Source organism: Diaphorobacter sp. HDW4B, assembly GCF_011305535.1.
Classification (GTDB): domain Bacteria; phylum Pseudomonadota; class Gammaproteobacteria; order Burkholderiales; family Burkholderiaceae_C; genus Diaphorobacter_A.
Map to the genome: position 1 here is coordinate 3,099,411 of NZ_CP049905.1, position 23,176 is coordinate 3,122,586.

The 23,176-nt window shown below is 62.9% G+C and carries 21 protein-coding genes; 9 read left to right on the forward strand and 12 right to left on the reverse strand.

The features are described 5' to 3' along the window. The first annotated feature begins 6 nt into the window (after positions 1–6). The 5 genes from G7048_RS14175 to G7048_RS14195 all read left to right on the forward strand — a co-directional run bounded on the left by G7048_RS14175 (position 7) and on the right by G7048_RS14195 (position 3,408). Entirely contained in the window at positions 7–669 is a 663-nt protein-coding gene (locus G7048_RS14175) for a hypothetical protein (protein ID WP_166068760.1), read from the forward strand. Positions 670–675: 6 nt separating this feature from the next. Continuing rightward, positions 676–1,212, forward strand: a complete 537-nt coding sequence (locus G7048_RS14180; protein ID WP_166068761.1) for a GTPase — start codon at positions 676–678, stop codon at positions 1,210–1,212. Then, on the forward strand, positions 1,209–1,619 hold the full coding sequence (locus G7048_RS14185; RefSeq protein ID WP_166068762.1) for a roadblock/LC7 domain-containing protein: 411 nt from the start codon (positions 1,209–1,211) through the stop codon (positions 1,617–1,619). The genes G7048_RS14180 and G7048_RS14185 overlap by 4 nt, the downstream gene beginning before the upstream one ends. A gap of 170 nt (positions 1,620–1,789) precedes the next feature. Beyond that, on the forward strand, positions 1,790–2,149 hold the full coding sequence (locus tag G7048_RS14190; RefSeq protein ID WP_166068763.1) for a hypothetical protein: 360 nt from the start codon (positions 1,790–1,792) through the stop codon (positions 2,147–2,149). A gap of 305 nt (positions 2,150–2,454) precedes the next feature. Continuing rightward, the gene (locus tag G7048_RS14195) at positions 2,455–3,408 is read left to right on the forward strand and encodes an AEC family transporter (protein WP_166068764.1); all 954 of its coding nucleotides are present in this window, start codon (positions 2,455–2,457) and stop codon (positions 3,406–3,408) included. A gap of 613 nt (positions 3,409–4,021) precedes the next feature. Here the strand turns inward: G7048_RS14195 and G7048_RS14200 are convergent. Next, a complete protein-coding gene (locus G7048_RS14200; RefSeq protein ID WP_166068765.1) occupies positions 4,022–5,161 on the reverse strand; it encodes an asparaginase in 1,140 nt (379 codons plus the stop codon). A gap of 353 nt (positions 5,162–5,514) precedes the next feature. On the opposite strand from G7048_RS14200, the gene G7048_RS14205 reads away from it, so the two are divergent. Genes G7048_RS14205 through G7048_RS14215 form a run of 3 tightly spaced genes read left to right on the forward strand, consistent with a single transcriptional unit; the run spans position 5,515 to position 8,590 of the window. Further along, positions 5,515–6,711 (forward strand): M48 family metalloprotease, encoded by a 1,197-nt coding sequence (locus G7048_RS14205; RefSeq protein WP_166068766.1) that lies wholly within the window; start codon positions 5,515–5,517, stop codon positions 6,709–6,711. A gap of 15 nt (positions 6,712–6,726) precedes the next feature. Then, positions 6,727–7,713, forward strand: a complete 987-nt coding sequence (locus tag G7048_RS28320) for a CbrC family protein (RefSeq protein ID WP_205750275.1) — start codon at positions 6,727–6,729, stop codon at positions 7,711–7,713. Positions 7,714–7,759: 46 nt separating this feature from the next. After that, positions 7,760–8,590 carry a DUF2314 domain-containing protein gene (locus tag G7048_RS14215; RefSeq protein WP_166068767.1) on the forward strand — a complete coding sequence of 277 codons (831 nt, stop codon included), beginning with the start codon at positions 7,760–7,762 and terminating at the stop codon, positions 8,588–8,590. 18 nt (positions 8,591–8,608) lie between these two features. Here G7048_RS14215 and priA read toward each other — a convergent pair whose 3' ends face one another. Both priA and hemE read right to left on the reverse strand, forming a co-directional pair. Then, positions 8,609–10,795: a primosomal protein N' gene (gene priA, locus G7048_RS14220; RefSeq protein WP_166068768.1), complete on the reverse strand. Its 2,187-nt coding sequence runs from the start codon at positions 10,793–10,795 to the stop codon at positions 8,609–8,611. Between the two features lie 731 nt (positions 10,796–11,526). Continuing rightward, positions 11,527–12,645: a uroporphyrinogen decarboxylase gene (hemE, locus tag G7048_RS14225; RefSeq protein ID WP_166068769.1), complete on the reverse strand. Its 1,119-nt coding sequence runs from the start codon at positions 12,643–12,645 to the stop codon at positions 11,527–11,529. Between the two features lie 200 nt (positions 12,646–12,845). On the opposite strand from hemE, the gene G7048_RS14230 reads away from it, so the two are divergent. Then, positions 12,846–13,028 (forward strand): CsbD family protein, encoded by a 183-nt coding sequence (locus G7048_RS14230; RefSeq protein WP_166068770.1) that lies wholly within the window; start codon positions 12,846–12,848, stop codon positions 13,026–13,028. Positions 13,029–13,031: 3 nt separating this feature from the next. On the opposite strand, the gene G7048_RS14235 is transcribed toward G7048_RS14230, so the two are convergent. The 9 genes from G7048_RS14235 to G7048_RS14275 all read right to left on the reverse strand — a co-directional run bounded on the left by G7048_RS14235 (position 13,032) and on the right by G7048_RS14275 (position 23,133). Then, positions 13,032–13,457, reverse strand: a complete 426-nt coding sequence (locus tag G7048_RS14235) for a hypothetical protein (protein ID WP_166068771.1) — start codon at positions 13,455–13,457, stop codon at positions 13,032–13,034. A gap of 49 nt (positions 13,458–13,506) precedes the next feature. After that, the gene (locus tag G7048_RS14240; protein ID WP_166068772.1) at positions 13,507–14,829 is read right to left on the reverse strand and encodes an O-acetylhomoserine aminocarboxypropyltransferase/cysteine synthase family protein; all 1,323 of its coding nucleotides are present in this window, start codon (positions 14,827–14,829) and stop codon (positions 13,507–13,509) included. Positions 14,830–14,846: 17 nt separating this feature from the next. Continuing rightward, entirely contained in the window at positions 14,847–15,362 is a 516-nt protein-coding gene (locus G7048_RS14245; protein WP_166068773.1) for a CoA-binding protein, read from the reverse strand. A gap of 83 nt (positions 15,363–15,445) precedes the next feature. Beyond that, complete coding sequence (locus G7048_RS14250) at positions 15,446–16,069, reverse strand: thioredoxin family protein (protein WP_166068774.1); 624 nt, start codon at positions 16,067–16,069, stop codon at positions 15,446–15,448. A 59-nt stretch (positions 16,070–16,128) separates the two neighbouring features. Continuing rightward, positions 16,129–16,974: a hypothetical protein gene (locus G7048_RS14255; RefSeq protein WP_166068775.1), complete on the reverse strand. Its 846-nt coding sequence runs from the start codon at positions 16,972–16,974 to the stop codon at positions 16,129–16,131. A 161-nt stretch (positions 16,975–17,135) separates the two neighbouring features. After that, entirely contained in the window at positions 17,136–18,350 is a 1,215-nt protein-coding gene (locus G7048_RS14260; protein ID WP_166068776.1) for a diguanylate cyclase, read from the reverse strand. Positions 18,351–18,385: 35 nt separating this feature from the next. Continuing rightward, positions 18,386–19,663, reverse strand: coding sequence for a Na+/H+ antiporter NhaA (gene nhaA / locus G7048_RS14265; protein WP_166068777.1), 1,278 nt, complete (start codon positions 19,661–19,663; stop codon positions 18,386–18,388). Between the two features lie 203 nt (positions 19,664–19,866). After that, complete coding sequence (locus G7048_RS14270; protein ID WP_166068778.1) at positions 19,867–20,397, reverse strand: hypothetical protein; 531 nt, start codon at positions 20,395–20,397, stop codon at positions 19,867–19,869. 489 nt (positions 20,398–20,886) lie between these two features. Beyond that, positions 20,887–23,133, reverse strand: a complete 2,247-nt coding sequence (locus G7048_RS14275; protein WP_166068779.1) for a protein-disulfide reductase DsbD — start codon at positions 23,131–23,133, stop codon at positions 20,887–20,889. Positions 23,134–23,176 lie beyond the last annotated feature (43 nt).

A 23,176-nucleotide genomic window follows, 5' to 3' on the forward strand; every position in this document is an offset into this window, starting at 1 on the left:
TTCGGGGTGGCAGCACGCAAATCGCTCATCGAGTGGAAGCGTGCCTCCACCGGAGATGCACAGCTGGCTTTGCTGGACGCGTCCTCTCATGGAGAGGTCGTACCGGCATCCACGCCCTGTGTGATCTATATCGGCCAATCTGCGAGCGTCGCAGAGAAGTCGCGCGCCGGGCGCTGGGTGTCGCACCTGCCGGCGGAATTCACGGTCTCGGATCTCATCGACGCGCTTGATCGCGCGGCGGTGTTCCTCATGGACTGGTCGGCGCGCCAGAAGATGGCTGCGGCCAAGGTGTCTGCCGTTGTCGAAGCGGCTGCTCAAGCGGCAGCCGTGCAGGACGACGCGGATGACCAATACCAGCTCACCAGTTGGGTGTCGCTGGATGCACCCTACAACACCGGTGCCTGCGTGCGCGCCATGGCGCTGCTCACGCGCGCGCCCATCAATCTGCGTCAGCTCTGCGGTCACAGCGGGCTGGACCCGGAAACCGCGCGTTCGCTGATCAGCAGCCTCAATCGCCGTGGTGTGCTGAACCACACCCATACGGCGCACAAGGCAGCGGTGGCGATGACCACCAACGCCGCTCAGGAACAAGTCAATCGTGGACGTCCGGTGCGCATGGGGCTGATCCAGCGCCTGACGCGTTGGGTGCGAGTCGGAGGCCGTAATTAAGTGGTGATGGATTCTCTTCCCCGTATCGCTCTCGTTGGAGCGATGGGTATCGGCAAGACGACAGCGCTGCGCTCCCTGTGCGGCGACAAGATGGTTTCTTCGGACGTGGTGAACCTGGATCGCGCAAGCAATGCCAAGGAGTTCACCACGGTCGGCACCGAGTTCGGCGAGATCGACCTCGGCGATGGCGAGCGCGTGCAAGTGTGCGGCTGCCCCGGCCAGGAACGTTTTTCATTTGTGCGCCAATGGATTCTTTCGGTCTCCATGGGCATCTTCATCATGGTGGATGTCAATGATTCCGCCGCCGTGCAGGAGGCCACGCGCCTGCTGCAGGGTGTGGCTGCGCTCGAACAGCAGCCCGTGGTGCTGATTCTCAATGCCCGCCCCGCGCCCGCCGCGGTCGTGGACGCGTTTGCAGCAGCCCTCACCAGCGCCGGCCATGGCGTGGTGCCCGTGCTGCAGGCCGATCCGCGCGACCGCAATCAAATGCTCGATGCCATCGGTGTGCTGGCGTCGATGCTGTCTCTGCAAAGTGAGGAATGATGAGCAAGGCTTCCACTGTGGTCCCACCGCTGGTTGCGGCAACGGGACGGCAGATTCTCAAAGAGGTGTTCGAACCATTCCCCGAAGTCCAGACGGCGCTTCTCTCCACCCCCGACGGTTTCGTGATCGCCGCGCATGGCGACCTGCACAACAAGGACGGCTCCCAGATGGCCGCCATGGCGGGCTCCATGATGGCCATGGCGCGCGCGGTCTCCAGCGAGATCGGCCACAACGGCAGCCGCCGACTGACGTTTGAAACAGACGACGGCACGGCCATCTTCCAGAACGTTCCCAGCGAGTTTCCTTGCATCCTGTGTCTGGTTGTAAGGAAGGAAGGCGTGCTGGGTCGGGCACTTTGGGCCGTCGCTGAAGCTAGTTCACAAATGGCTGCACGTTTGCACGTTTGACATGGATCAGAAAGTATGTAAACGTTACACCACTCAAATCATTTCTGAGTTAAGTGGTTGAATATGTGATGGTTTGAGTGAGTTTGATTGTCCCGCGCGGGGGAATGAGGGCAGGGCTCACCGCGCATGGTTTTTATTTTCTGAAGCGTCTATACAAAGAGGTAAAACACATGGCAAGCATTCAAGAATCTCTCTCTCAGCTCATGACCATCGACGGCGCACAGTGCGCTGCCGTCGTGGACAGCGGCAGCGGCATGCTGCTGGGCAGCATCGGCTCCGGCGTGGACCTGGAACTGGCAGCGGCCGGCAACACCGAAGTGGTCCGAGCCAAGCTCAAGACCATGAAGTCGCTGAACCTGAATGATCGCATCGACGACATCCTGATCACTCTGGGCAAGGCCTATCACATCATCCGTCCGCTGCAAAAGCACGACGGCCTGTTCGTCTATCTGGTGCTGGACAAGTCCAAGGCCAACCTGGCACTGGCCCGCCGCAAGACGCAGGACGTGGAGCAGGCGCTGGCGGTCTGATCGGACGGCGGCTTCCGGCGCTTTCCAGACCCCACGGACTTATCTCTTTTCAGGTGCATTGAGGCACCCTCCGGTCTCCTCAAGGTACCCGCTTCGCACGGGTACCTGCCTCCTCCAGCCCGCCATGCCCGCATTGGGTGACGCATGACGGGGATTTGAACCCGCGGCCTGGTCATTCAGCGCGGGTTTTTTCGTTCCGCCTTGGGTCTTGGTTTGGGTTTCGTTCTGGTTTCGCTCCGTTTTCCGGCCTGCGGTGAAGTGCCCGTCAGCAGCCTTCGCCAGAGATTGAGACAATCCCATCCATCGTGCTGTCCGTCTTCTCCGTCACCTTCCCGTTCTTTGCGCTCGTACTCTGCGGCTTTCTGGCCACGCGGGGCAAGGTGCTGCCCCTGTCGGCCATCAGCGGTCTGAACACCTTTGTCCTGTACTTCGCGCTGCCGTGCATGCTGTACCGATTTGGCGCGAACACGCCGATTCGCCAATTGCTCGATCCGGCCGTCGCGGGTGTGTATCTGATCTGCGGACTGATCCTCGTGGCCGCGACAATTGCGCTCACCAGGCGCGGCACCATCGGCTGGAACGACGCCGCCTTCGGCGCGCTGGTGGTGGCGTTTCCCAACACCGGATTCATGGGCGTGCCGCTGCTCGTGGCGCTGCTGGGCGAACAAAGCGCCGGGCCGGTGATCCTCACCATGGCCATCGACATGATCATCACCACATCGGTGTGCCTTGCACTGTCGCGACTCGATGGAGCCGACGCGCACGGCGCAGCCACGGCAGTGAAAAACGCGCTGCGCGGCATGGCGACCAATCCCATGCCCTGGTCGATTGCGCTGGGCGCGGTCGCCTCGGCAGTCGGCTGGCAGTTGCCTGCGCCCGTGGACAAGACGATTGTCATGCTCGCCGAAGCCGCTTCACCCGTGGCTCTGTTCACCATTGGCGCGGTGCTCGCACGTTCTCAGATGAATGCGCACGAGCATGTGCCTATGGCGCAATATGTGCCACTTGCTTTGGCCAAGCTGCTGGTGCATCCGGTGCTGATCTGGCTGGCTTGTCAGGCGGCCATTGCGCTGGGGGTTTCCTTGTCGCCGTTCACGGTGACTGTGATGGTGCTGTTGGCTGCGTTGCCCAGTGCCAGCAATGTGGCGTTGCTGGTGGAGCGGTTTGGGGCGCATGGGGGGCGCGTGGCGCGGGTCATCCTCGTATCCACAGTGTTGGCGTTTTTTACTTTTTCTCTTGCAGTGGCGTTGGTTAGCTGAGCTTATTGCTTGGTTCTTTTTTTGCTTCTGCCAGGTGGTTGATTGCGGGTGCCGGGAGTTCCGCCCGGCGGCGGAGTCCCTTTTTGCTTGCGCGCAAAAAGGAACCAAAAACGCGCTTGAATACGGGGTCACACGATAGAACTCACTGCGCGCCGGAGGCGCTCCGTTCGGACAACTATCGTGAGTCAGATCAAAAGCTGGGGAGGGCGCTGCTGCACTCTTCGGTGCAGCAGCGGCGGCGCGAGTATCGCGACGGAATGATCTTGGTTGTTGCGCGCGTCGAGACGAATCTCACATTGAATTCGTCACAGTGCTTATGCCTAGGCATCTCGCGTCGTCGCGAGATGCAGCACGAGCAACGCGAAGTGCCGTAACGCACCTCTTATGAAAACACTGACTCGCGGCGGTTGCCCGAACGGAGCGCCTTGGCGCGAAGTGAGTTCTGCCGCGTGCCCCCGAATTCAAAGCGTTTTTTGGTGACTTTTTGGCGCAAGCAAAAAGTTACTCGCCCGCCGGGGCGAACACCCGGCCTCCGCACTCAACCAAAGAGCAGAAACAAAAAAATCGCCCCCAACCTCAGAACAAAGAGAAAGAGGGCGAACGGAATACAAGATCAGTATTCCCAGAACATGCGCTGCAGTTCAGCAGTGCTCAGACCACCTTTGGCCAATGCCAACATGGTCAGAATGCGCGCCTTCTCAGGCCGCATATCATGCGCCACAACCCAGTCGTACTTGTCATCAGGCTGCTCGGCATTGCGCAGCACAAAGCCATATGGCACGCGCGATGAGCGGACGATCAGCACGCCCTTGCTGCGCGCATCCTGCAGTGGCTTGACCATGCGGTCGGCCACCGAGCCGTTGCCGGTGCCAGCGTGGACAATCGCCTTCGCGCCCGAATCCACCAGTGCGTTGACCGCTGTGGGTTGCACGTTGCCGTAGGCATAGACGATGTCGACCTGCGGCAGCTTGTCGATGCTGTCGATGTTGAATTCTGAGTTGCTCGTGTGGCGTTTCACGGGGGCGCGGAACCAGTAGTTCTTGCCTTCGACGACCATGCCGAGCGGGCCCCATTGGCTGGTGAACGCGCCGGTCTTGATGTTGATGTCCTTGTTCACATCGCGAGCGGTCTGGATTTCGTCGTTCATGGTGACGAACACGCCTTTGCCCTTGGAATCTTGCGCGCCTGCGACGCTCACGGCGTTGACGAGGTTCAGTGCGCCATCGGCCGACAAGGCCGTGCCGGGGCGCATGGAGCCGACGACGACGATGGGCTTGTCGGTCTTGACGGTGAGGCTCAGGAAGTACGCGGTTTCGGCCAACGTGTCGGTGCCGTGGGTGATCACGATGCCGTCCACGTCGGACTGTTTGGCGAGCGCCGACACGCGCTTGGCGAGCGTGAGCAGGTTGTCGTTGGTGAAGCTTTCCGAGGCGATCTGGAAGACCTGCTCGCCCTTCACGTTGGCGACGTTGGCGAGCTCGGGCAGACCGGCCAGCAGCTTGTCCACAGGCACCTTGGCGGCGGAGTAGGTGGCGCTGTTCATCGCCGATGCGCCTGCGCCTGCAATCGTGCCGCCGGTGGCCAACACGACGACGTTGGGCTTGGCGGCCTTGGCGGTGGCGGCTGCAGCGGTGGCGGCGGCGGACGAATCCTGCGCGAAGCTGATCGAGGGCAGGGCGGTGAAGCCACTCAGTACGGTGACGGCGAGCGCGGTGGCTGCAACAGATTTGCGAAAGTAGGCTTGGACAAGCATGTTTACTCCAGATGAAGAGGATTTCCTGCACGACTGATGCCTTGTGGGCTGCGCGCAGTGAACCTCGCACGATGCTCCTCGTGCTTGCGCAAATGCATTGGTGCATACCCTGAACAACGGCAGGTGCGCGTGCTGGCTCGCAGTGGAGTCATTGCTTACCTGATCCTTAAAGTGTGGCGGCGAAACGTCATGCGGTCGAATCGCTGACAAGGCGGAAGTGCTTGCGCCTCTCTGAGCTGCTTATGGTGGCTACGTTCGATTGCTTTTTGCTATCAATTCGATATTGAGTTGTCACGAGGCTCTGAGCAGAATACGCACACTTTTGCAGCAATGTCATATCGAGAGGGAGAGCAATGGACAAACTGGTTTATCCGCGCGAAAAAACGCTGGGCACACTCACGCTGGTGCTGGGCATCATCGTCTGGATTCTGTTGATCGTCGGCACGCTGGGCGTGGCGCTGATCTACGTGCTGTTCGGTTTCATCGGTTATCTGTTCGCGCAATCGGCGCTCATCGCCTGGCTGCGCGGCACGGGAGTGAAGCTGTCGGAGGACCAACTGCCGCAGCTCTATGCGCAATACCTCGGCTGCTGCGAAAAGCTGGGCATCAAGGAGCCGCCAGAAGCCTATCTGCTGCAAGGCGACGGCATGATGAACGCGTTTGCCACGCGCTTTCTGGGCCGCGAATTCGTGATCGTGCTGTCGGACACCGTGGATGCGATGAACGACCTTCCCGATGGCGTCAATTTCTACTTCGGCCATGAACTCGGCCACATCAAGCAAGGTCACCTGACGGGTCACATCTGGCGCGCTCCGGTGCTGTGGCTGCCGCTCATCGGCGCGGCCTACTCGCGTGCCAAGGAATACACCTGCGACATGCACGGTCGCGCCTGCTGCTCGACGTCCGAAGTGGCCGCACGCGCCATGGCCGTGCTGGCCGCTGGCTCGGACAAGTGGCGTCTGGTGAACCTCGTGAACTACGCGCGTCAGACCATGAGCAACCGTGGCTTCTTCGCCGATCTGCACGAGCTGATCAGCGGCTACCCGTGGCTCACCAAGCGCGTTGCGCGCATCCTGAACCCCGAGATCAAGATGCCGGGCCGCAACCCGTTTTCGTACATCTTCGCGTTCTTCATCCCATACGCTGGCCGTCTGGGTGGCGGCGCTGCGGGACTCGGCATTCTGATGGTGATGGTGGCCGCCATCGGCGTGCTCGCTGCAACGGCCATTCCCGCCTACAACGAGTACAAGACGCGCGCCGATCTGACCAACTATTGGACGCAATCCGCAGCAGCGCGCGCGGCACTCGGCGAGTACTACATCAGCAAGGAAGAAGTGCCCGACACGCTTGAAGACGCTGGCATCTCGGCCTCCCAGTCCGCCGGTTTCGAATACGACTCCAGCCGCATGAGCCTGAGCGTCGATACCAAGCTGGGCACGTTCAACATCGTTCCTTCGGAAGACGAAGGCAAGGTGCTGTGGCACTGCTACGGCGACGGCGGCAAGATCGACAAAGCCCTGCCCAAGCTGTGCAAGGCGGATGAGGAATAAGCCAAAACCGAACGCATGACCGCAAAGACCGCAGCAGCGCCACGACGCCCAGCACCCGCAACCGAACAGGATGTGGCCGCGTGCGAAGCGGCGATTGGCTGCGCTTTGCCGGAATGGCTGCGCAGTCGATTGCTGATCGAGAACGGCTGGGAAGTCGATGACCGACAGGGATTGACGCGCAACGAATGGCGCTTTCTGCCGGTGCTCGATCGCACCGATCGCAAGAGCCGCACGCGCACGGCGGAAGACATGGCCTGGCACACGCAGCAGTTGCACAAAGCGGCTGCGGGCGTGCCGCAAGGGGCGGTCGTCGTGGCGCGTGCCTGGTCGCCAACCACGCGGCTTGTGCTGCTGCCGGACTCGGCCAACTCAGGCCAATTGACGACCATGCTGTGGCGTCAGAACGGCGTGGCCGAACCCCTGCCGACGCCGGTCGATCCCATGTTGCTTGGACAGAAACCAAAGCCCGGACCGGGGTCGCGACTGCGGTCAGCAAGCGAACTCCCGGTGTTTCGTTATCACCCCGATCCGGTGGCGACCGGCTCCATCCGCAAGAACCATTCGCTGGTCTGCCCGTGCTGCGGATTGCGCACCGGCTGGATCTACGAAAGCGAGCCTTATGGCTTGGGCGACCAGCCGCCGAATCTGTGCCCGTGGTGCATTGCCGACGGCAGCGCAGCACGCAAATTCGGCTCGCGCTTTGCGGGCGACATCGAAGGCACTGTGCCCGACGCAGTGGCCGAAGAAGTCGATCAGCGCACCCCCGGTTTCACTGCCTGGCAGACGGAGCGCTGGCTCACGCACTGCGGCGATGCGGCGGCGTTTCTGGGGCGCGTGGGTTGGGATCGTCTCAAGGATTTGCCCGATGCCACGGAGGCGGTGCTGGATGACGGCTGCGACGAATCGACGCTTCCCCTCATCACCGAAGATGGCGATCTGAGCGCCTATCTATTCCGTTGCCTGCATTGCGGCGTGCACCTCGCTTACGCGGATGCGTCGTGATGCGGCAACCGTTGACCAAGCCTTCCATTTCAAAAGGAGAACGCGAATGAACGGTGAACAACACGATCCAGCGATGCAACGCGCAATCGAGCGCGCGCAGCAGAGCTTTCCGTTCTTCTGGCGCGAGCTGTCGTGGGAGTACCGGCGCATCATTCCGGGGCTGGATTTCGCGGCCATCAAATTGCCGTTTGCGGTGAGTGCCGAAGTGCAGGCCAAGCACAACGCGCCGCAGGTCGAGCACATGTGGGTGGGCGATGTGCAGTTCGACGGACACACGCTGAGCGGCGAGCTGCTCAACAGTGCCAATTTCATTCCGCATCTGCAAGCTGGCACGGAAGTGTCTGCTCCGCTCGCGGATCTGGAGGACTGGATGTACACCAGCGTCGGCGTGCTGTGTGGCGGCTTCACGGTGCAGGCGATTCGCGCCAGCATGTCCGAGCGCGAACGTGCCGAGCACGACAAGGCCTGGGGCCAGCCGTTTCCCGATCCCGCGCTGTGCAACATCACGTCCTATGACAATCCCGCGCCAGAGAAGCCTACCGGCCTGAGCCGCCTGTGGAAAAAAGCGCCCGAGCCCGCCGGTCTGCCCTTCGATGAAGCCATGCGTCTGGCCCGCGAAAAAGAGCATCCGATGAGCGAGAACATGCGCGAGCGCTACGCCACGGATTTGAAGGAACAGCCGGACATGGTGACGCAGGTGTTCGATGACGGCTGGACGCTGCTGCAGCGCGACGCGCTGGCAGGCAATCTCGCGCCCGTGGAGGTCTTGTACAAGCTGGGTGCCGACGCGCACACCCTGCGCACGCCGCAAGGCGACACAGCGCTGGAACTCGCCCAGCGCATGGGGTGGGCGCGCGTCGTCGCGGCGCTGCGTTGATCGAGACCTGAGGCTGCTTCAGATCGCCTGCGGGTCCACATCCACCAGCCAGCGGATCACGGCCTTGTGGTCGGCGCGGGCGGCGTGCAGCACGCTTTGCCAGGCGGCAAGGAAATGCTGCAGCGCGCTGCGGTTGGTGCTTTCGATGAGCATCTGTGCGCGTTCCACGTTGGCCACGCGCTGCACGGCCATGGGCACGGGCGGGAACAGAAAGACATGGTCGAGGCCCGGCAACTGCTGCTCGCGTGCGGCGTTGCTCACGGCGTGCAGAAAGGCCTGCGCGGCTTCTTGCGTGCGGGCGTCGGCCCGCACCAGCGCCTGATAGGCGAAGGGCGGCATGCCTGCATCGCGGCGTTCGTCCAATTGCTCTGCGGCGAACCGAGGGTAGTCGTGCTGACGCAGTGAGGTGTAGAGGCTGTGCTCGGGGTGCCAGGTCTGAATCCACATCTCGGGCGGCTTGCCGCCTTGCGCTGCGATGTAGTTTGCGTCGCGTCCGGCGCGTCCTGCTGCCTGCATGAGCAGCGCGAACAGGCGTTCGGGCGCGCGGAAGTCGCTGCTGAAAAGCGCGCCATCGGGCTGCACAGCGGCGACCAGCGTGATGCGGCGGAAGTCGTGGCCCTTGGCGACCATCTGGGTGCCGACCAGCACATCGACCTCGCCGCTGTGCACGGCGGCAAGCTGTTCTTCGAGCGCGCCCTTGGCCTTGGTGGTGTCGGCGTCGATGCGCGCCACGCGGGCGGCGCGGCGCTCGGGCGTGATCACGTTGCGCAGCAGGGCGGCGAGTTGCTCTTCGAGCTGCTCGGTGCCGCGCCCCATGGGCGAGATGTCCACATTGCCGCAACTCGGGCAGGCGTGTGGCACGCGCTGTGTGAAGCCGCAGTGGTGGCAGCGCAGCGTGCGGTCGATCTTGTGGAACACCTGGTGTGCGCTGCAATGCGGGCAATCGCTTTTCCAGCCGCAATCCTTGCAATGCAAAACGGGCGCGAAGCCACGGCGGTTGAGCAGCACCAGGCATTGCTCGCCGCGTTCCACACGCTCGGTGATGGCCTGCAGCAGCGGCGGTGAAAACACCGAACCCTTGGGTTGCTGGCCCATGTCGACCAAGCGCACGCGCGGCAGTTCGGCAGCGCCGATGCGGCTGGGCATGTTCAAGCGCAGGTAGCGGCCGCCTTGCGGGTCTTCCTTGCTGGGCGGGCGGCTGGCGTGCCAGCTTTCCAGCGATGGCGTGGCGCTGCCCAGAATCACCTTGGCGTTCTGCTCGCGCGCGCGCCACACGGCCAGATCGCGGGCGGAGTAGCGCGCGCCTTCCTGCTGCTTGTAGCTGGCGTCGTGTTCCTCATCGACCACGATGAGCGCGAGGCCCGGCATGCTGGCGAACACGGCCATGCGCGTGCCGAGCACGATGCGCGCCTCGCCGGTATGGGCTGCGATCCAGCTTTTGAGGCGCTGCGGGTTGGTCATGCCGCTGTGCATCGACACCACGGCCGACTCGCCGTAGATGGGCGCAAAGCGTTCGAGAAAGCGCGCTTCGAGCTGCGGCGTGAGATTGATTTCCGGCACCATCACCAGCGCCTGAGCCTCTGGATTGGCCGCGAGAACCCGTTCCACGCTGTGCAGATAGACCTCGGTCTTGCCGCTGCCCGTGCTGCCATAGAGCAGGAATGGCCCCGGCTCGGTGGCGATCTGCTGGGTGGCCTGCTGTTGTTCGTCGGACAAATGGATGGGCGCTGGCGCAGCAGCCGCTTCGGGGCTGGCGGCGTTCTTGCTGTCCGCCTTGGCCTTGCGCTTGATGCGCCGCGCCATCTGCTCGGGCGTGAGATCGCGCAGTTGCGGCGGCAGGGCGGCCAGCGCCACCTCGCCCAGCGCGCGCTGGTAGTAGCGCGCGGTGAAGGCGGTCAGCCGTCGCCAGCTTTCGCTCAAGGGGGTGATGCCTTCGAGCACGCCCGCGATGGAGCGGGTTCGCACGCCCTCGGGCAATTCGGCCGCGCTGCCTTCAGGCGCATCCCAGACCACGCCCAGCACCTCGCGGCGGCCCAAAGGCACGCGCACGAGGGTTCCGGGCGGCAGGGGCGTGGGGCTCAGGTACGACAGCGGCTCCGACACGCTGCTGTGTGCGGGCGTGGCCACCGCCACCCAGAGCGCGTGGCTCGCGGCGTGTTCGGTGGTGGACGCGGTGGGAGGATTGTCTGCGGTCGCTGTGGTCATGGGGCCGTCAAAGCGGAAACTGGGCGGTGACAGGTGAGGGGTTGGGTGAGGGATCGGATGCGGTGCGGCACGGGCCAGACGCGAGGCGTCCGATCATGCGCTTTTTCCAGGCACCATGGTGAAAACACTGATTTTCCACAACCGAAAGTCAATTCTGTGGATAACTTTGTTAACTACTGGCGAGCGGTTTTCTGTGTACTCAAATGTTGCCGCCTCTCGATGTCACTTGATGCACGTCACGATTGAAGAAATGTTCAAGAAAATCAATCATTTATGTTGCAGTGCGTTAGGCTGATCCGTTCGCCCTCAACAAGCTTGCGCGACCCATCTCGCTCGCTCAAACATGTGCACAACTGCGATGTCAAGGTCTATCCAAGCTGGAAATTTGTGCTAGCAACACATCAGGAAGTCGGGATTTTGCTTGCGGTTTGGGCGCTAAGTGATTGATTTTGGGTGAGAAAGCACCAAAACTTCAAATTTCTGTGGATAACTTTGTTGATATCGACCGCCAAGCCCTTGCTGGGCGTGGCGAATGCGTCGATTGAGGGCTTCTGACGGTCTTCTTGAGGGTTGAAAAAGTCTTTTAAAATCAAGGGCTTGAAAAGTCATCCAAATGGGATGATGGCCCTTGAGAAGATTCGTGCAACAGATTGTTTTACGGATGCCGCACCACAAAATTTGTGCATAAGTACATGACCGGGAGCATGAAAGCATCCCGGTCCGGGTATCGGTCAGCCCGCTTTTGCCGCAGCCGATTGACGCATGGCGCGCGAATGGCCATGCACCGCTTCCACGAGCGCAGCGACATGCTCGGGCGGCGTGAACTGGCTGATGCCGTGGCCCAGATTGAAGATGTGGGTCGGGCCAGTCGTTGTTTTGTCTGTGTGCGGCGTGCCGAAGCTCTCCAGCACGGCCTTGGCCTGCTCCGCGACCTTTTCTGGCGGCGCGAACAGCACGTTTGGGTCGATGTTGCCTTGCAGCGCCTTGCTGTCACCCACGATGGCGCGGGCCTTGCCGAGGTTGGCCGTCCAGTCGAGGCCCAGCACTTCGCAGTCCAGCGGTTTCATGTCTTCCAGCCAGATGCCGCCGCCCTTGGTGAACACGATGCGCGGCACGTCCGTGCCATCCACGCCCGTGCGCTTCAATTTCGCGAGCACGCGCTTGGTGTAGGCCAGGCTGAACTGCTGGAAAGCGCCATCGGCGAGCACGCCCCCCCAGCTGTCGAAAATCATCACGGCCTGCGCGCCCGCGTCGATCTGGGTGTTCAGGTAGGCGGCGACGCTGTCGGCGTTGACTTCCAGAATGCGGTGCATCAGGTCCGGGCGGGAATACATCAGCGACTTGACGAGGCGGTAGTCGTCGCTGCCCTTGCCCTCGACCATGTAGCAGGCCAGCGTCCACGGGCTGCCCGAGAAGCCGATCAGCGGCACGCGGCCATTCAGCGCGTGGCGGATGCTGGTGACGGCATCGAACACATAGCGCAGCTTGTCCATGTCCGGCACGGCCAGCTCGGCCACGGCGGCCTCGTCGCGCACCACCTTGGCAAAGCGCGGGCCTTCGCCTTCGGCGAACGACAGGCCCAGACCCATGGCGTCGGGCACGGTGAGGATGTCGCTGAACAGAATCGCGGCGTCAAGCGGAAAGCGCTCCAGCGGCTGCAGGGTCACTTCGGTCGCGTAGTCCACATTCGTGGCCAGACCCATGAAGCTGCCCGCCTTGGCGCGCGTGGCCTTGTACTCCGGCAGGTAGCGGCCTGCCTGGCGCATCAGCCACAAGGGTGTGTAGTCGGTGGCCTGACGACGGCAGGCACGCAGGAACTGGTCGTTGGAGAGGGTTGGAAAGCTGCTCATTCCGCAATTGTCGCAGGCTGTGACCAAACACCTTGGCATTTCACCGGCTTGAGTCTTGATCCTTGTTAAGACACCAGTCCTGTCGGCCTTGGATGACACGGCACTGGCTCCTGCTCCGATGCGCTTGGCTGGGGATCGCAGGCACAGTGAAGCAACCGAGTTCGGTTTTTCAACCACCACCGCAAGCAAGGAGTTTGAGCATGAAGAAGGAACAAGTGACCGGTCGCATCGAAGAAGCCAAGGGAGCCGTGAAGGAGGCCGTGGGCAAGGCCGTTGGCAACACCAAGATGCAGGTGGAAGGCAACATCGAGAAGAACCTGGGCAAGGCCGAAGCGGCTGCAGGCGATCTGGCCAACAAGGTCGAAAAGGCCGTCAAGAAGTGAGCGTCAGCGCTTCGTCGATCGAAGCGCCTCGACCACCTCCACACAACGCTGCCCCGGCGCGACTCCCAGCGCCCGGGCGGCGTTGTTCATATGCTGGATGACACCCTCGTTGAGCGTGCTGTGCGCGTCGCCGATGCAGGCGCTGTTGTGGCTCACGGTGCATGCCGCGAGCCCGTGCAGTTGCAGCAGTGCGAGACCGGCAATGCCCGCGTCGTCCTTGCCGATCCCCGCGTCGTTGAACACGCTGAGCAGCGGCCGCGCTGCCACCGCATAGCGCGCGGCAGACAGTCCGCCGTGCGAGCCGCTGACGGCAATGCAGCCAGCGTCCTCGGCCTTGAGTTCGGTGATCGAATGGACGACCCGCAAGCTGCGGAGATCGATGTCGATGTCGATGTCGATGTCGATGTCTGTATGGGCGGGGCGGTTCATGCATGTCTCCTGCTTGTTTTTTGTCCCCTGCCGCAGCGTAGTGGCCGGATCAGCGCTGTGATCGGGTCAGCGCCTGATCGATGTCCCAGAGGATGTCGTCCACCTCTTCTATACCGACCGAGAGTCGCACCATATCGGGCGAAACCCCGGCCTTCTGCAATTCCTCGTCGGTGAGCTGACGGTGCGTGGTCGATGCGGGATGGATCACCAGCGTTTTCGCATCGCCAATGTTGGCGAGATGGCTCAGGAACTCGCAGGCGTCGATGAACTTCTCGCCCGCTGCCGCGCCGCCCTTCACGCCGAACGTGAGGATGCCGGATGCGCCCGGATTGCCATCGACGCTGCGGAACTGTTTTTTCGCCAGATCGAAGTACGGCGAATTGGCGAGTCCCGGATAGTTCACCCATTCGACCAGCGGATGCTGGTCAAGATGCTTGGCCACTGCGAGCGCATTGCGGCAGTGCTCGCGCATGCGCAGATGCAGCGTTTCCGCGCCCTGCAGCAACTGCCACGCGTTCATCGGCGAGAGCACGCCGCCGAAGGTGCGGTTGACCTCCATGCGCGCCTTCATCGTGTAGCCGAAGTCGCCGAAGGTCTCGTAGAACTTCACGCCGTGGTAGGCGCGGCTGGGCTCCACCATCTCGGGGAACTTGCCGTTGTCCCACGGAAATTTGCCGCCTTCGACGATCACGCCGCCCATGGTCGTGCCGTGTCCGCCGATGTATTTGGTGGCGCTGTGCACGACGATGTCGGCCCCCAGCGCAATCGGGTTGCACAGGTAGGGGCTGGCCACCGTGTTGTCGATGATGAGCGGCAGGCCGTGCGCATGTGCGACCTCGGCAATCGCCGCGATGTCGAGCACGTTGACCAGCGGATTGCCGATGGTCTCGCCATACACGGCGCGCGTATTGGGGCGGATCGCGCGCGCAAAGTTCTCGGGATCGGACGGATCGACGAACGTGGTCTCGATGCCCATGCGCGAGAAGCCCACGCCGAGCTGGCCGACGGTTCCGCCATACAGCGTGGACGCGGCCACGATGTGATCGCCGTGTTTCAGAATCGCCAGCAAAGCCGCCATTTGCGCGGCCATGCCGCTGGCGCAGGCCATCGCTGCGCGGCCGTTTTCGAGGCTGGCAATGCGCTCTTCGAACACTGCCACGGTCGGGTTGCTGATGCGGCTGTAGACGTTGCCGAAGGTCTGCAGATTGAACAGGCTCGATGCGTGTTCGGCGTTATCGAACACAAAGCTGGTGGTCTGGTGAATCGGCGTGGCGCGCGCGCCGGTCACTGGGTCGGGCTGTGCACCGGCATGGATGGCGCGGGTGCCGAAACCGAATTCGCGGTCGCCGTTGTGGGGTTTGGAATCTGTCATGGGAAAGTGTTCACTCATCAATACGGCAACTGTTGCAGGCGCTTGGCGGAGATGACCTTGGTGTTCACGCCCATCCAGCCGAGCCCACCGAACAGGCGCGCATGTTCGATCTTCACGCAGCGGTTCTGAATGACTTGCAGACCAGCGGCTTCGGCCTTCAGACCTGCCGGTTCGTTGAACACGCCCAACTGCAGCCACAGGCATTTCGCGCCGATGGCAATCGCCTCGTCGGCGAGCGGCGGAATGTCTTCGCTCTTGCGAAAGCAGTCCACCATGTCGATTTTCACGCCGGTCTTATGCAGCGCTTCGGCGGCCTCGGTGACGCTCGCATAAGCCTTCTCTCCAAGTATCTCGCCGCCTTCCTTGGCGACCAGCGGATTCACCGGAATGATGCGGTAACCATGCGCCTGCATGTACTTGGCGGCGAAGTGGCTGGGGCGGTGCCATTGCGGCGACAGGCCCACCACGGCGAGGGTGCGACAGTGCGTGAGAACATCGCGCAGCGTGCTGACGGTATCGGGAGTTTGAAGCATGGCCCGAGTGTAGGGCGCATGCCTGCCTACGGAAATCGGGTGCGTTACGTAGGTGATCGCGTAGGTGACTGCCGTTTTCGCAATCAGTCCTTGTACTTCACGCTGCAGCCGTAAGGCTTGGTGCTGGCTTGCGCAATCGGCTTGTTCGCCGCTATGTCGGCCAGCGCCGTCTTCACATAGTTCGTGGCCTTGGCGATGTCTTCCTTGCGTGCCGAAGGAATGCTGTCGATGCCGCCCGCATACACCAGCGTGCCTTGTGGATCGATGATGTACATGTGCGGCGTGGTGCGCGCGCCGTAGGCCTTGCCGATTACGCCATCCTCGTCCATCAGCGTGGCGCTGGGCGCGCCCTTGTGATCGGCAATCCATTTCGCGAGCTTGGAGGGTTCGAGGTAGTCACCACTCGCCATGTCGGTGGAGTTCACCGCCAGCCACACCGCGCCTTGCGCTAGCGCCGCTTTCTGCGTCTCGGGCATGTTGCCGCTTTCGTAATGCTTGCGCACAAACGGACAGCCCGGATTGGTCCACTCCAGCACCACGTTTTTGCCCTTGAAATCGGACAGCTTCACGGCTTTGCCGCTGGTGTCCTGCAGCGCGAAGTCAGGCGCTTTCTGCCCTACGGTCGCTACCGCGAAAGCGGGCATGGATGTAGCGAAGGCAAGCAGCGCGGCGGATGCGATCAGGCTGCGACGGCACAGGGTGTTCATGGCGGACTCCGGTGTTGGCGTTGCAGTGCAATATAGCGGTCGTTGCCGTGATCACCAAATCATTTCGGCGAGGCGGGCTTTGCTTTGCGCTGCATACGCGCTGCGAGAAAAGCGGCGCTCATGCCTGTCAGCAGTGCCATGCCTGCAAGCAGGAGAATGGCCGGTGCGAGCATGGGCGCGGGGAGGGGAATTTTCCAGACAAGCCAGCCGACTCCCAACAAGAGGAGGATGCCCAACCAGCCCATCCATCGGCGCGATTGTTTCTCGGGCTCGGCAGCGTTGGCGGGGAGCCAGCGGCCTGTTCTCCAGTTGGGCCGTACGGGTGACGTCGTCGTCTGCGTCATCAGCAGAATCCAGAGCACCTGGCAGCCTAGCTTGGCGATGGCGATCAGCACTTCAGACCATTGCGTCGTCAGTTCAAGTTGATGGAATGTGATCAGCATGAAGATCAACGCCATGCAGAAGCTGCTGATCTGCCAGCAGAGCACTTCGCGCGTGCTCGGTTGCGGCCAGACCTGCCAGCGCAGCAGCGTCTTGCAGTGCGGGCAAGCGGGCTCGGGGAGTATGAATTTCCACCACGAGGAGGCGTTTTCTGGCTTGGCGTCTTCCCATTGTTCGAAATGCTTATGGCATTGCGGACACTGGTACTTGCCGAAATCGGACAGGCGCGGTTCTGCCAGTTCATAGGTCTGGTAAGGGTAGATCGGAGATTGCCAGGTTCTTTTCGGTGGTGGCACCGATGCCCGTTTTTTCTGGTGAGCGATGAATCTGCGAATGCACTCCAGCAGGATCAGCAGCAAGGTCACGCCGATCAGCGCGGTCCACATCCACAGCTCGGGCTGGCCTTGGTATTTGGCGATCACCAGGAACGCAGTTGCGACGACGGTCAGCAGCAGAAACCACATGAAGCCGTTCGAGAGGCCGTTGGGCTGTTCGTCGGATGGCTGCGCTTGCCTCGTCCGGCAGTCAGGGCAGATGGAGCCTTCTTCTATCTGTCGATGGCAGTTCAAGCAGCGCATGGGCGGATCATAGCCAAGCGCGCTGCGCTTGCCTCGGCGTTGCTGTGTCAGATGGCGCTTTTTGCTTGCGCGGCCTTGAATGACGAGGCCGCGACGACCACCCGATCACGCCCGCTGCGCTTGGCGTTGTACATGGCTGCGTCGGCTGCGGCCACGAGCGCTTCCCAGTGGGCCTGCGGTGCGGGCACGCCCGAGTGGATGCCGACGCTGACGGTGACGTTGATTTTTTCACCCGAGTCCAGGATCAGCGGTGTGTTGCGAATGCCTCGGCAAAAGCGCTGTGCGGCTATCTGCGCTTCGTCGGGGTCGGTGTCGGGCAGCACCAGCACGAACTCTTCGCCGCCGTAGCGCGCAACGATGTCCTTGCCGCGCGATTGCTGCTGCAGTGTCTGGGCGACCTGACGGATGACCTGATCGCCGACCAGATGACCGTGCTGGTCGTTGATGCGTTTGAAGTGGTCGATGTCGAGCACCATCACCGACAGCGGCTTGCTGCTGCTTGCAGCGGCGGCCATCAGCTTGTTCATGTCGCGCACGAGTGCCGTGCGGTTGAGCAGTTGGGTGAGCGGATCGAGCTGCGCCTTGTGGCGCTCCAGCGCGAATTGGCGGTCGCGCAGCATGACGAGAAAGCCGATGGAGGTGACTACCAGCTTGAGAAACAGCATCAGACACACGGCCCAGGTGGCCAGCAGGCTGCCGAGGGGCGCTTCAGTGCCGAAGGTGGGCGAGGGCCGGTGGCCCGCAAAGGCCAGCGGCAGGATGGCAAGCAACTGCACGCAGGTAGCGCCGGTGACCAGCAACCAGCCGGTGCCTGGCGTGTTGGCGCGCATGCGGTACAGCACGGTCAGCGTGTAGCCGGTCTGCAGCATGGTGACGATGGTCTGCATGCGGTTGAACGCCGGAAGGTCCTTGGGCAGAAACATCACGGCCAGAGCCAGTGACCCGAGCAGCGGCAGCAGCACTGTGGCGCTGTCGCGCGCCAGATCGGTGCTTTGCCGAAAGCGTTGCAGCGCAATGGTGAATGCGGCCATGGCGGCGCTGATCAGCGTCTTGGACGTGGCCTGCAGCTCGACCACGCCGAGCTTGCTTTGCAGTGCAAAGAACACATAGGCCAGCCCGAACAGCGACGTGCTCAGCACGGCTTGCGACATGCCTTGCTGCCAGTGCTGACGACCAAGCATCCACATCACCCACGAGACGGTGAAGGCCGCCAGGGCCGTCATGCCGAACGCGGTGAGGAGGTCGGGCTGTAAGGAGTGCATGTGCAACAGAATGTGTGTCGCAGCAGTTTAGCGGTTTATGGCTGCAAATACCGATCTTGTCTTTTGAGCAACAGACCCAGGCCAAGACCCAGCACCGCCGCGCAGGCCGACGCCGCGAGCACGCCGAGCTTGGCCGCGTTCAGCAGTTCGGAATCGGCAAAGGCCAGCGTGGCGATGAAGATCGCCATGGTGAAGCCGATGCCCGCCAGCAGTCCTGCCAGCAGCATGTGCGACCAGCGCATCTGCGGCGGCAGTGCGCAGATGCGCAGCCGCACGGCCAGCCAGCTCATCAGCACCACGCCCAGCGGCTTGCCGATCAGCAGTGCTGCGGCCACGGCGACCATGATGTGGTGGGTTGCAGTACTCGCGGTGCTGGCGGCGTTGGACGCATCGGCCTGCAGGCTCACGCCCGCGTTGGCGAGGGCGAACAGCGGCATGATTCCGAACGTCACCCACGGGTGCAGCGATGCGGCCACGCGCTGCACGGGCGCAGCGCTTTCGCGGCCCTGCAGCACATGCACGGGGGTGATCAAACCAAGCACCACGCCCGCGAGCGTCGGGTGCGCGCCGGTCTGCCAGATGCCCCACCAGAGCACCGCGCCCGGCAGCACATAGAACCATGCGCGGCGCACGCCCAGCGCCTGCAGGCCATACACGCCGAGCAGCCCGAGCGCCGCGATCAGCAGCATGCTCCACTGCAATCCACCCGAGTAGAACAGCGCGATGATGAGCACGGCGACGAGGTCATCGATGATGGCGAGCGTGAGCAGAAACACGCGCAACGCAGGCGGCAATCCGCGACCGAGCAGCGCGAGCACGCCGACGGCGAAGGCGATGTCGGTAGCGGTGGGAATCGCCCAGCCGTTGATCAGGACGGCGTTGTCTGCGCCCGAAGGAACGAGCGCGATGTAGACCAACGCAGGCACGGCCACACCGCCGAGCGCGGCCAGCATGGGCAGCAAGGCCTGACGTGGCTCGGCCAGCGCGCCGCTGTGCATTTCGCGGCGGATCTCCATGCCGACGATGAGAAAGAACACCGTCATCAGCACGTCGTTCACCCAGAAGTGCACGTTTTGCGTGAACTGGAAATCGCCAACTGAAAAGCCCAGCATCGCATGCCAGAGCGCGTGGTACGAATGCTGCGCGGGCGAGTTGGCCCAGAGGAGCGCTGCAGCGGCTGCGAGCAGCAGGACCACGCCGCCAGCGGCGTCGGAATGCAAGTGGCGCGAGAGGAGGGCGGCGGTGCGATCTGCAAAGGAAAGCAAGGCAGGCGGGCGCGAAGCCGCAGGCCTGCGGGTGGAGGTCTGGGTCATGGATGGAACAGGTCCGAACCCACGGCTGCGTGCAGCGTGAATTCGACAACTTTCTTCATGTGCGCCGGCGGCCCGACCTGCGCTGAACAAACCTGCCCCAAGCCTGATTGCTCAAGGACACCCGACGCCCATTTTACGAAATGCGGGGGCTGCGCCAACCGCAAAGCCCCCGCGTGTTTTGCCGTGATTCTCGAAGCTGATTTTTATGCATGCGCTTCCGGCTTGTCGCTGATGCACTGGGCGAGAAAGCCAATCGACGAAAACGCGATCACGAAGATGCTGAACACATAAGCGGCGGTCGCCAACCCGAGGCTGGTGCTGAACCCCCAGCGCAGTGCGCTGCAGGCCAGTTCCGCTTGGGGATACAGCACGTCGCAGCGGAAGGCGGGCGTCATGTGCACATACCAGGTGATGGCGATGAACATCAGCACCAGCACGCCGAGGATGTTGCGCACGCGGTGATGCGGCGACTGGTGCAGCGTGAACAGCAGCATCAGCGGAATCGTCGCGCCCCAGAAGAACATCAGCACCCAACTGACCACGGGCGAGCGCGAAAGGATGTCGGTGAGCCATGCCATCTTGGGCAGGGCGTCGACGGCGGCCAGCACATCCCATACAAACGGCAGTACAAAACCTGCAACGGCCAAGCTCGCCAGCGCGATCGCCAACAGCAGGTTTCTGCTGCGTTGCGACGGGTGACGGTGAATCGGATTGTGCGATGAAGTTGCAAGCATGGCCCACCTCCTGTGCGCGAACAGGGCGGGCAGTGGCCACTCTCGTCAGGGTGCTCCTGTGGGACTCATCCGAGGGTTGACGCGGCCGCTGCGACGCCTTGTGTGGATTGGTTGCAGGGTTCCTCGGACGTCCTCAGTCTAGAACTTTGTGAACCAGGTTGCTTGTAGGCCAAGCGCCTTCCGCGCAGGGGATTACCCTTAGAACCTGTTCACGATCTCCACGATGCCGCGTTGGGGCGCAATCGGGATGAGTTTGGAGTGATGGGTCGCCGCATGGGCTCGTGCCCATGCAAGAGCCAGCGCGCCAAAATCGCCCGATTTCGCCCCAACCCGAAGGGCCAGTGCCTTTGCGGGCGGTCTGCGGCGTTGCAAATCCTCGCAATAGCACGGCTATTGCTGCGGTATTGCGCCTTGCATCCCATCCCGCAAAGTCGCTGGCGCGGCACCGCGGAGATCGTGAACAGGTTCTTATAAGCGCTGCATCAATTTCTACAGCGCCGACAGGGCAGATTGCACCTCGCTCTTGCTGAGCAATTCGGTCAACACGACGGGCGGCTTGCCGGGTGCGTAGAGCACGTAGACGGGCACGCCGCTGCGGCCCAGTTGGCGCAAGGCGGCGGTGATTTGCGGATCGCGGCGTGTCCAGTCGGCGCGCAGCAGGGCAACCTTCTTGTCGGCAAAGTCGCGCACCACATCGGCATCGGCCAGCGTGGTGGTCTTGTTGTACTGGCAGGTCACGCACCATGCGGCGGTGAAGTCCACGAACACCGGCTGACCTTGTGCGACAAGCTGCTCGGGCAGGCCGCTTTGCCATGCACGCCATGCATTCGCGTCGCTGGTTTCTGCCACTACAGCGGAGGGCTCGGGCAGCATCTGCGTGACGCGCGGAGCCCAGCTCCAGGCCAGCACGGCGAGCACCAGCACCGAGATCGGCGCGAGGATCATGCGGCTCTTGCCGGTGAGCGAGAACAGCGCCCAGATCGCCATCGCCAGCGCCACCAGAATCGCCAGCAGCGCAGCCGCGCCGTTGATGCCGCTTTGCTGGCCGAGCACCCAGACCAGCCAGACGACAGTTGCGAACATCGGGAAGGCCATGAAACGGCGCAGCGTGTCCATCCACGCACCGGGACGCGGCATGGCGCGCGCGACGGCGGGGATGAAGCTGGCCAGCAGATAAGGCAGCGCCAGACCGAAACCCAGCGCCGCAAAAATCGCCAGTGCCTGGAAGGCCGGAAGCGTCGAGGTCAGACCCAGCGATGCACCCATGAACGGCGCGGTGCAGGGCGATGCGACGGCCACGGCCAGAATGCCGGTGAGAAACGAATCCGCCACCGGATGCTTGGCCTGCATGCTCGCCAAGGATGAAGGCAGCATGCGGCCGAATTCAAACACGCCCGCGAGGTTCAAACCGATGATGGTGAACAGCGCGGCCAGCGCCGCGACCACGCCAGGTGACTGCAACTGGAACCCCCAGCCCACGGCTTCGCCCGCCGCACGCAGGCCGAGCATGAGCGCGCCAAGCGCGAGGAACGACATGATCACACCAGCGGTGTAGGCCAGTCCGCTGGTGCGGTGCGCGCGGCGGTCCTGCGAGTGCTGCGCAAAGCCGACTACCTTGATCGCGAGCACTGGGAACACGCAGGGCATGAGGTTGAGGATCAAACCGCCGATCAACGCACCGAACAGCGCGGTGAGCCAGATGCCGAGTGGCGCAGCGGAAATCGACGAGGGCGCGGGTGCTGCAGCGGCACCACCACCAAGTTGTGCATTGGCCTTGAGCGCGGCTTCGAGCGCGGGCGACACGACGGCGCGGTCCGCCGTCTGCGGCCAGCCGCCATCGACTGGCAATTCGGCGCGCCAGCCCTGACCGTCGCTCGCCAGCACGATGGGCATGGGCGACGGGCTTTCGCTGCGCTGCTTGGCCAGCTTCACGCGCGCGGTCCACACGTCGCCGTCCCATTGCTGGCTGTAGTCGGCGGCGGTCTCGATCACGGCCTCGGTTTCGGGGAAGAAGGCGAGCGTCTTGCCTTTGAGTTCTGTGGGCAAACCAGCCACGCGCACGTTGATCGCGTCGCCATCGACCTTGACCGAGCCCTTGGCGCTCGCGTCGGCGGACAGATGCTTGGGATGCGCCTTGGCGGCAGCCTCAAACGCGGCGGAGTTCAGCGCCGTCGTGCCCTGCACCGGCACCTGCAGCGTGAACGTGCCTTCTTCGGGGATGCATTCCTTGCGGCAGACCAGCCAGGTCGCCTGCAACTGGAAGGTCACATCCTTGGCGAGCGGGCCGGGGCTGAAGGTGCTCGCCACCGTCATCGGCACGGGCAGCAGCACGGTGTTTTCATAGCCGTAGTTGGCCAGCGAGCCGAGCGGAATCTTGTGCGGCACGGGCCAGGCGATCTCGCCCGCGTCCATGCCTTCGGGCAGCTTCCATTCGAACTGCGTGGGCAGGCCCGAGTCGCCGGGGTTCTTCCAGTAGGTGTGCCACTCGGGCTGGTGCGTGATCTGCAATCCGAGCAGCAACGGCTTGCCGGGGCCGATGCCATCGGGTGCCTGCGCGATCAGCTCGGCCTGCACATGTGGCGTGGTGACGGTGCTGCTGCCCGCACTGCCGACACTGCCCATGGCTGCGCCGCTGGACGATTTCAGTTGGATCTGCGCGCCCGCGCCAACGGACATGGCGCTTGCTGCTACGAAAAGAAGAGTGGGCAGCCAGCGCTGCAGGCGATTGGAGGACATGACCATGGGTGTGAGCCTGTGGCTCGGCTTAGGTTCCCTATCC

Coding starts and splice junctions, on each gene's coding strand:
- G7048_RS14215 (WP_166068767.1), top strand. CDS start 7,760: ATGAACGGTGAACAACACGATCCAGCGATGCAACGCGCAATCGAGCGC.
- priA (WP_166068768.1), bottom strand. CDS start 10,795: ATGACCACAGCGACCGCAGACAATCCTCCCACCGCGTCCACCACCGAA.
- G7048_RS28320 (WP_205750275.1), top strand. CDS start 6,727: ATGACCGCAAAGACCGCAGCAGCGCCACGACGCCCAGCACCCGCAACC.
- G7048_RS14235 (WP_166068771.1), bottom strand. CDS start 13,457: ATGAACCGCCCCGCCCATACAGACATCGACATCGACATCGACATCGAC.
- G7048_RS14245 (WP_166068773.1), bottom strand. CDS start 15,362: ATGCTTCAAACTCCCGATACCGTCAGCACGCTGCGCGATGTTCTCACG.
- G7048_RS14200 (WP_166068765.1), bottom strand. CDS start 5,161: ATGCTTGTCCAAGCCTACTTTCGCAAATCTGTTGCAGCCACCGCGCTC.
- G7048_RS14205 (WP_166068766.1), top strand. CDS start 5,515: ATGGACAAACTGGTTTATCCGCGCGAAAAAACGCTGGGCACACTCACG.
- nhaA (WP_166068777.1), bottom strand. CDS start 19,663: ATGACCCAGACCTCCACCCGCAGGCCTGCGGCTTCGCGCCCGCCTGCC.
- G7048_RS14230 (WP_166068770.1), top strand. CDS start 12,846: ATGAAGAAGGAACAAGTGACCGGTCGCATCGAAGAAGCCAAGGGAGCC.
- G7048_RS14190 (WP_166068763.1), top strand. CDS start 1,790: ATGGCAAGCATTCAAGAATCTCTCTCTCAGCTCATGACCATCGACGGC.
- G7048_RS14250 (WP_166068774.1), bottom strand. CDS start 16,069: ATGAACACCCTGTGCCGTCGCAGCCTGATCGCATCCGCCGCGCTGCTT.
- hemE (WP_166068769.1), bottom strand. CDS start 12,645: ATGAGCAGCTTTCCAACCCTCTCCAACGACCAGTTCCTGCGTGCCTGC.
- G7048_RS14275 (WP_166068779.1), bottom strand. CDS start 23,133: ATGTCCTCCAATCGCCTGCAGCGCTGGCTGCCCACTCTTCTTTTCGTA.
- G7048_RS14180 (WP_166068761.1), top strand. CDS start 676: ATGGATTCTCTTCCCCGTATCGCTCTCGTTGGAGCGATGGGTATCGGC.
- G7048_RS14260 (WP_166068776.1), bottom strand. CDS start 18,350: ATGCACTCCTTACAGCCCGACCTCCTCACCGCGTTCGGCATGACGGCC.
- G7048_RS14185 (WP_166068762.1), top strand. CDS start 1,209: ATGATGAGCAAGGCTTCCACTGTGGTCCCACCGCTGGTTGCGGCAACG.
- G7048_RS14255 (WP_166068775.1), bottom strand. CDS start 16,974: ATGTGGTTTCTGCTGCTGACCGTCGTCGCAACTGCGTTCCTGGTGATC.
- G7048_RS14270 (WP_166068778.1), bottom strand. CDS start 20,397: ATGCTTGCAACTTCATCGCACAATCCGATTCACCGTCACCCGTCGCAA.
- G7048_RS14240 (WP_166068772.1), bottom strand. CDS start 14,829: ATGACAGATTCCAAACCCCACAACGGCGACCGCGAATTCGGTTTCGGC.